The organism is Microcoleus sp. LEGE 07076 (assembly GCF_015207455.1).
Taxonomy (GTDB): Bacteria; Cyanobacteriota; Cyanobacteriia; order Cyanobacteriales; family Microcoleaceae; genus Microcoleus.
This window is the reverse complement of sequence record NZ_JADEWV010000244.1, coordinates 1-8224: the sequence shown is the minus strand read 5'-3', so window position 1 is coordinate 8224 and position 8224 is coordinate 1. Positions and strand designations below refer to the sequence as shown.

Below are 8224 nucleotides of genomic sequence, written 5' to 3'. Positions count from 1 at the left end.
TGGCACGAGTGTCCAGTCCAGAGCATTATCAGTACGGGAGTAGACGGTGATATCCAAATCTATCCAATCTTGTAGAGAGGCAATTTATCGAGATTTGCAGCAGTGTCGCCGCGGCACTTTCAAATTATTTGCAGACATCGATTGCGATACTTTCTGCCGCCTTGCTCATCCAGATTTCAGTCCGGTTGGCTGGCATTTAGGTCACATTGCTTATACTGAGGATTTGTGGCTGTTGCAGCGATGTGCTGGGTTGAAACCTGTTTTTTCTGAGTATCACCAACTGTTTGCTGCTGATATTTTGCCTAAAAAACAGCGGGTTTTTTTGCCGCCGTTACCAGAAGTTAAATTGTATCTGGATGCGGTGAGAAAAAAGGTGTTAGATTATTTGGAAGTAGCGCCGATTGAGGAGCAAGAACGTCTCTGGCGGTTTATGATTCAGCACGAAAGCCAGCACTGTGAAACAGTTGCTTTTGTGTTGCAGATGCAGGAGAAGCAAGGAAGGCGCGACACGGATTTGAACGCGGATACACGGATTAACGATCCGCAAGGGGGAAGAAGGCAGAGGGAAGAAGGAATATTAATGCCCGATGCCCGATGCCCGATGCCCAATTCAGAAATTGAAATTCCGGGCGGGGAATTTTATATGGGAAGCGATGCTGCTGAGGCTTTGGATAACGAGCGATCGCGCCACTTGTGTTATTTAGAAGCATACGCGATCGATCGCTATCCCGTCACTTGCGGTCAATACCAAAATTTCATGGCATCCGGCGGCTATCAAAACCCTGATTGGTGGTCAGTAGAGGGGTGGAAATGGCTCAAAGTTCATTTAGTCGATCGCCCGCTTTACTGGTCTGAAAATCCCGCTTTCAACAACCATCCAGTTTGCGGCGTAAGTTGGTACGAAGCCGAAGCCTACTGCAACTTTATCGGCAAGCGTTTGCCATCAGAAGCCGAATGGGAGAAAGCAGCGAGTTGGGATGCAGCAAATCAAACAAATCGCACCTATCCTTGGGGAGAAGCACCGCCAGATGCCAGCCTGTGCAATCACGAAAATAATCTGGCAAACACATCGCCAGTTGACGCTTTTCCAAAAGGATCGAGTGCGACAGGCTGCTGCGATATGTTGGGCAATGTTTGGGAGTGGACTGCTTCCACCTTTGACGCTTATCCAGGATTTGAAAGTTATCCTTACAGGGGATACTCTGAAGTTTATTTTGATGGAGAGCACCGAGTTTTGAAAGGCGGGAGTTGGGCGACTTTTCATCAAGCACTGCGATCGAGTTTTCGGAATTGGTACTATCCGGGCGTGCGGCAAATTATCGCTGGATTTCGCTGTGCTAAGTAGTGGGCTATGCAATTATAACCGAAATCAAATAGGTTCGTAGTGATCTCAATTCCGGTTGCACTCATACATGATGTTAACAGTTAACAGTTAACAGTTTGCTCGTTACCAGGCTCTGCCTGCTAATGCAGATCCGGAGGCTCTGCCTCCTTCTTTCTTGCAATTTACAGGAGAGAGGATTGTAGCAGGTGTTTAAGTTATTAAGTTTTCGATCCTAAATTCGCAGTCACGACTTTAGTCCCGATCGAAGTCAAAGGAATTTAGTCCTGACTGCGAACCGATGGGGCTTATTTTACGGATAGATATAAATTGAGCGAGACAGAATTAGAAACGATATTTTTTGAGCTAAACTCCCAATTTTTTTCAAATCTCAAAAGATCGAGCAACAAACTTTTATAAAATAATTTATAATTAATTATAGTTGATAAATTTTAAGTTTTAATTTGGGGATCGATCGCCATTTAGTGAGAAAATAGAAAACGAAAATATACAACGGAGATCGAGATAAAAAATCTCGCTTGAGCCTGATATTTGGCAGCGCGACTTCGTGTTATACCAATTGGTGCATCCTAATTTTACTCTATGAAATTCCCAAAACTGTCCGAAACCACAAACCGAGCCTCAACGAAGGAAAACCGCCTGTACTTAGAGCGTCTTGTCAGCGCTGCAACACCCACACCCGCAGAAATCAATGCTGGCAGCGATGCAGTTAGCGGGTTGACTCAAAACCCCAAAACCCTGCCTCCCAAGTATTTTTACGACGATCGCGGATCGAAGCTGTTCGAGTTGATTTGTCAGTTGCCAGAATACTACGTGACACGCACGGAGACAGCGATTTTGCAAGAATGTGCAGGGGCGATCGCCCGTTTGACGGGCCCGTGCGAAATCGTCGAACTCGGCAGCGGCAGTTCCACCAAAACTCGGATTCTCCTGGATGCTTACAACCAACTGAAATATCCCCTGCACTATTTGCCGATCGACATCAGCCCTACTATCCTAGAAAGCAGCGCTTGTCAACTCTTGACAGATTATCCATCGCTTCAGATTCACGGAATTGTCAGCACTTACGAACTAGCCCTAGCTAAAATTGCCCCGTCACCGTTGCCAACCCGAATGATTTGCTTTCTCGGCAGCACCCTCGGCAATCTCAACCCTCAAGAATGCGATCTATTCTTTTCGCAAGTTGTCGGTGCATTGCAGCCGGGAGAGTATTTTTTGCTGGGAATTGACTTAGACAAATCTCAGGATATTTTAGAACCTGCCTACGATGACAGTCAAGGAGTGACGGCAGCATTTAACTTGAATATGCTCCGACATTTAAATCGAAAATATGAGGGAAATTTTGATTTGGCGCAGTTCGAGCATTGGGCTTTTTACAATCAAGAGGAATGTCAAATTGAAATGCACTTGAGAAGTAAAAAAGCGCAAACCGCGAACTTGCGCGCTCTCAATTTAACAGTTGAATTTGCCGCCGGAGAAACAATCCGTAGCGAAATTTCTCGCAAGTTTAATCTCAACAAGGTAAAGAAAGAACTTTCGGAGCGCGGTTTAAAGTCGGTGCAAGTTTGGACAGATCCAAAACAGTGGTTTGGCTTGATGCTTTGTCAGTTGACAGTTGACAGTTGACAGTTGTCATTAGTTAGTGCGAGGGAAAGAAACCGGGTTTCTACGATTTTTGACAACAGGAACGAGAAATATCGCAAGAAACCCGGTTTCTGAAATGGTGAGTGCATCCATTAACTTCTGAACTATTACTTTAGGGTTCACGTATGAGTTCCACAAACTAAAGCTGTGTCTACTACGCCCGCTACTTATCAACTATCAACTGACAACTATCAACTATCAACTATCAACTATCAACTGACAACTGACAACTGACAACTGACAACTGACTAATTAACAAATCGGCCGCTGTCCGGGTTTAACGGCGTGAATGTACTCGCTGCCCGAAGTCGGCCATCCCCGCTTGTAATAGGCTTCCTCCGGCTTCCCCCAGCCCAACTGCAACAAAATTTCCAGAAAATCCAACTTTTCCCACTTTGAAAGACTGGCCCATTCTGTGCGCTGAGCTAGTGCCTCTACATCAATAGGCTCGATCGATCGAAAATCCTTCCCGCTGTTAATGCTCAAATACAAATCCATCCCCGCAGTTACCTGCTGCCAAAATTCCAACATCGCAATCTTAGCTGCTGTCAGAGTAATCAAATCAACCGGTAGAGCTATCAACTCGTCATCCACCGCCGGATAGCGCAGAGTATTGCCTTTAACCGCCATTTCCCGCCAGACAATCCCAGAAACTTGATGTTCCCGCTGGTATTCGTGCACCGCAGCCTTAAAATTTTGATAAGCAGTAAACTTTTGAACGCCCTCAGATTTGAGAAAGCGGTCAATCACGGGATTGCCTGTAGCAGGAGTTTCAGTCAAGTTGAGACGCCGCCCGTGCAAGCAGGCTTGGCGCTCTTCTTCGAGGATTTTAATGAGTTGGGCCGTGCTGTAGACGTTAGACATCTTTATTCAAGCAAAATCAATACATTTGCTGGTTTGGCTGATTCGATCGGCTAATTTTCACTAAAGATTCTTTTTTTTGCGAGCAATATCACTTTTGCCGTTATTGTAACCCACATTCGGCAGATGTGGCTGAGCTTACTGTTATTTTTAAGCAATCAAAACTATGAAAATTTTCCTCACCTAATTTTTTTAGGTTTAATTTTTGGTTTTTGTGAAAATAACTATAATGTGTAAAAGCTCAAGTTATTTTGTTTGAATTAGTTTGCTCTCGCGTGCGATCGGTTAAATCATTCCGATCCAACCGGATTTGATATAACTTCAATAAGATTCGATCGCGCGTGCGGGCTGGAGTCGGCAACATAAGAGCGGACTCCAGCCCACAGGATCGAACTGTTTTTGTTAGGGTAATCGACCGGAGATGATATTATGCAGTAATGCAAGTGTAATTAATTCTGCGCGCCTTAATCTGCACAGTCAATTTAAAACTTTTAGGGCGAAGTCTAAGGCTCTAAAATTGACTTACTTTTGCCAATGTTTATGGATTTAAAAAGCATTTTGAAACTTCTACAAAGATACTTTTGCTGTTAAAAATTACTGAGTTTGTTTTCATAGAAAATTGCACCTCTCTCTTGCTTTTTCCTGCTTGTTTCCACATCTCCATTACCATTTTCCTGTCATTGCGTCCTTGAGCCTTAATTCTTCTCGACTGACTAGAGCTTCGTAATAATCGGGTTTAATTTCTAGGGCGACTCCGTAGGAGTTCATGGCGTCTTGAGTCCGCTGCAATTTTTGCAAAACGTCGCCCCGCTGCGCCCAAGCTTCCCAGTTGTCCGGCTTGAGTTGAATCACTTGGTCAAAAGCGACGAGCGATTCGGAATAGCGCTGCATTTTTCCTAGCACCAAACCTCGCTGCACCCAGCCTTGATAGCTGTCGGGCCAGATAGTAATTGCTCGATCGTATGATGCTAGAGCTTGTTCGTACTGCTGCAAAGTTGATAGAGTGTTGCCACGTTTCAACCAAGCTTCAAAATTGTCGGGGACGATTTTAATGACGCGGTTGTAAGCTGCTACGGCTTCTTCGTAACGCTGCAATTTTTCCAGGGCTGCGCCTTGCTGCAATCCTACTTTTGAGGTAATTTCTGTTTCTGAACTCAGAGAGATTACTTTATCGTAGCAGGCGATCGCTTCTTCGTACTGTTGCAATTTTTCTAGAGCTTCGCCTCGCAAATTCCAAGCTTCTAGAAAATTTCCTTCTATTTGTAGGGCATTGCTGTAAGCGATTATCGCATCTTTGTAGCGTTCCAATTCTGCTAGGGCGATGCCTCTACCCAGCCAAGCTTCGGGGAAGTTTGGATTAATTTGAATTGCTCTGTCAAAAGCAGCGATCGCCTCTTCATAATCTCTCGATTCTGACAGGGTTTGACCGCGCCCGATCCATACTTCTGGATAAAAAGCATTAATGTTAATTGCGCGATCAAAACAAGCAATTGCGCCATCGCGCCACTGGTGTTTGAGGGCCATTCCTTTATAAAACCAAGCTTCGCAATCGTTGGGTTGCAGTTGCAATACGCGATCGTAAGCTGTGACTGCTTCTCCGTATTTGTGCAGTTTTGCTGAAGCAATGCCGCGATTGAACCAAGCCAGACTATTTTGGGGTTGTAGTTGAATGGTGCGATCGTAAGAAGTTACAGCTTCAGCGTAGCGTTCCGCCTTCATCAGAGCCAAACCTCGGTTCAGCCAAGCTTCCCAATTAGTCGGGACGAGTTTTAGCGCGCGCTCGTAGGCGGCTACGGCTTCAGCGTAGCGCTCTGCTTGCAGCAATACGTTGCCTTGTCGGCACCACATCGCGGGCAAATTTGGGTGAATTTGGGTGGCTTTTTTGTAACAGGTTGCTGCTTTATCCCACTGCTGCAATTCTTCTAAAACTCTGCCCTGCTGGTACCAAGCTTCGTGCTTTTCTGGATTGATTTCAATTGCTTTGTCAAAAGCCCCGATCGCTTCTGAGTAATTCTGCAAATTTAACAGTGCTGTTCCGCGCAGCATCCAAGCCCAATATTCTTCTGGATTAATTGCGATGGCTCGATCGCAACAGGCCACTGTTTCGGAGTAGGAGTGCAGTTGCTTGTAAGCTTTGCCCAGATTCAGCCAAGCCTTCGCCCACTCCGGCTTAATTTGAACCGCTTTTCCGTAGCAAACGATCGCCGCTTCGTACCTTCCCGATGCGTACAATCTATTGCCCCGATCGTAATCTGGAAATGCTGCAAAAATTCTTAAAATCGGTGGCAGCAGAGCTGGTTGGGGGTTTGAGGAGTTTTCTGTGGCTGAAGTCGAGAGGTCTGGCATACGCCTTACATATAAAAAATTTAGTGGGTTGACAAGCTTGCGGTCTTATATATTAACTTATGATGTTTTTAACTCGCTGCTGTTTTGAAACAAATTTAGCATATCAGGTGTTCGGCCACAAATTATATTTACTTGAGAGCAACTTGAATCTATATGTATAAAATTATGCACAGTTCCAGCTTTCAGTATTCGCCTGTAAAATGCGGTCGGGATACAAACAAATATCTCGTCATCCAGATTTTAAAAGAAATTTAATATGCTAACTGTACACAGGCTTTTAGATTTTGCGGACTGCTTTACCGATCGCAATTCAAGCTCGATCGACTTTTCCGCCAATTATTGGTACCAAGGTAATTGCCCTCAAAGTGGGGAGTTGCTGAGACTCCCGCGCACTCGAATGTCTGAGGAACTCGCCCGGGGTTTGATGCAGTACCTGGCTGCGGACGATTCCTTCGATCGCGAGGGCAAGATGTACGGCATATTGCTGGTAGAGATGGCTTCGGGGGAACAGGGGATACTCAAAGCATTTTCCGGGCTGCTGAACGGTTGCAGCGTTGTTGAGGGCTGGGTGCCGCCGATTCCGGGACGAGATCGAGTTCAAGGAGAGGAAGCGCGCGCCTTAACTCAATTGGAGGCGATGAAACAGGAACTGATTGCACTGAATCAACTCCCGCAGCGACAAGAGTATCAAGCTTTATTGAGCGAGTTTGAATTGCAACTGCAAGTTTTGAACGAACAGCACCGAAACTGCAAGCAACAGCGAGAACAAAAACGTCAATTACTGTCTCAAAATCTCGCAACAGAAGCACTGTCAATTGCTCTCGAACAATTGAATCAAGCCAGCCGTTTGGAGAAAATTGAACGCAGGCAATTGAAACGGCAGCGGGATGAAACATTGCAGCCACTAAAACTCTTAATTGAAGCTGCCGATGAGCGGATGCGGGCGCTGAAAAAGCAGCGAAAAGAGCTTTCCCGCGAACTTCAGGCGCAGATGCACGCGGCCTATACGCTGGTGAATTTTTTGGGTAAATCGCGATCGATCTTGCAATTGATGCCAGCTAATTCTATTCCCACGGGAACGGGCGATTGTTGCGCGCCCAAATTGCTGCACTATGCTGCTGCAAATAATTTCAAACCCTTAGCAATGGCAGAGTTTTGGTGGGGGCCAAGTTCTGGAGATAAGATTCAAGGGGAATTTTACGGTGCTTGCGGCGATCGGTGTCAGCCGTTGATGGGTTTTTTACTTTCTGGATTGGGTCAAAATAAATCAAAATTACCGATTATTTATCAAGACGACTGGTTAATTGCTGTCAACAAGCCCTGCGGATTGCTATCAGTTCCCGGTCGATATCTCGATACTCAAGATAGCGTTGAAAGCCGCTTACGAAACTATTTTTACGATGATTTAAATCTGAAGAATATTCACCGATTGGATTTAGAAACATCGGGTATTTTGCTGCTGGCGCGCGACAAAGAAACCCACAGCAAATTGAGCGGTCAATTTGCTAAAAAACAAGTTCGCAAAGTTTATGAAGCGGTGCTTTCTGGGACTGTAAAAATTGATGCCGGGACGATCGAACTTCCACTTTGGGGCGATCCGGAAAATCGCCCTTGCCAGCAAGTTAGTTGGGAGTGCGGAAAGCCCAGCGTTACTGGCTTTGAGGTAATGGCGAGGGAGGGAAATCATACTCGCGTCGAGTTTTTGCCGCTGACGGGGCGCACGCATCAGTTGCGGGTTCATGCAGCGGATGTCGGAGGGTTGGGAATACCGATTTTGGGCGATCGACTTTACGGATGTCGGGCTGCTGCGAATCGATTGCACTTGCACGCGCGAGAACTTTCTTTTGCACACCCGCAGTCGGGAGAATGGCTGCACTTACAGGCGGCGACTCCATTTTGAGCGCGCGGATACTCTTTGTCAAATTACAAGATAAGACGGCGGTTGAAACCGCCACTGCACAAACTTTCGTCAGTTGTTGAATTTTGGTGCAGGAATTAAGGATCGCGAATTAAATAATTTACACATAATTG

At 45.8% G+C, this 8224-nt stretch carries 5 protein-coding genes; 3 read left to right on the top strand and 2 right to left on the bottom strand.

What is annotated here, in order from left to right:
* The first annotated feature begins 46 nt into the window (after positions 1–46).
* Together IQ270_RS25975 and egtD are read left to right on the top strand one after the other, a co-directional pair.
* Positions 47–1345, top strand: a complete 1299-nt coding sequence (locus IQ270_RS25975; RefSeq protein WP_193976050.1) for an SUMF1/EgtB/PvdO family nonheme iron enzyme — start codon at positions 47–49, stop codon at positions 1343–1345.
* 579 nt (positions 1346–1924) lie between these two features.
* Positions 1925–2968: an L-histidine N(alpha)-methyltransferase gene (gene egtD / locus IQ270_RS25970; RefSeq protein WP_193976049.1), complete on the top strand. Its 1044-nt coding sequence runs from the start codon at positions 1925–1927 to the stop codon at positions 2966–2968.
* Positions 2969–3238: 270 nt separating this feature from the next.
* On the opposite strand, the gene IQ270_RS25965 is transcribed toward egtD, so the two are convergent.
* Positions 3239–3850, bottom strand: a complete 612-nt coding sequence (locus IQ270_RS25965; protein ID WP_193976048.1) for a hypothetical protein — start codon at positions 3848–3850, stop codon at positions 3239–3241.
* A 660-nt stretch (positions 3851–4510) separates the two neighbouring features.
* Positions 4511–6193, bottom strand: coding sequence for a tetratricopeptide repeat protein (locus IQ270_RS25960; RefSeq protein ID WP_193976047.1), 1683 nt, complete (start codon positions 6191–6193; stop codon positions 4511–4513).
* A gap of 256 nt (positions 6194–6449) precedes the next feature.
* Between IQ270_RS25960 and IQ270_RS25955 the strand changes: the two genes are divergently transcribed.
* On the top strand, positions 6450–8093 hold the full coding sequence (locus tag IQ270_RS25955) for an RluA family pseudouridine synthase (RefSeq protein ID WP_193976046.1): 1644 nt from the start codon (positions 6450–6452) through the stop codon (positions 8091–8093).
* Positions 8094–8224: the final 131 nt, after the last annotated feature.

Excerpts from the sequence above, each read along its gene's own strand:
- egtD (WP_193976049.1), top strand. The coding sequence starts at position 1,925 with ATGAAATTCCCAAAACTGTCCGAAACCACAAACCGAGCCTCAACGAAG.
- IQ270_RS25965 (WP_193976048.1), bottom strand. The coding sequence starts at position 3,850 with ATGTCTAACGTCTACAGCACGGCCCAACTCATTAAAATCCTCGAAGAA.
- IQ270_RS25960 (WP_193976047.1), bottom strand. The coding sequence starts at position 6,193 with ATGCCAGACCTCTCGACTTCAGCCACAGAAAACTCCTCAAACCCCCAA.
- IQ270_RS25955 (WP_193976046.1), top strand. The coding sequence starts at position 6,450 with ATGCTAACTGTACACAGGCTTTTAGATTTTGCGGACTGCTTTACCGAT.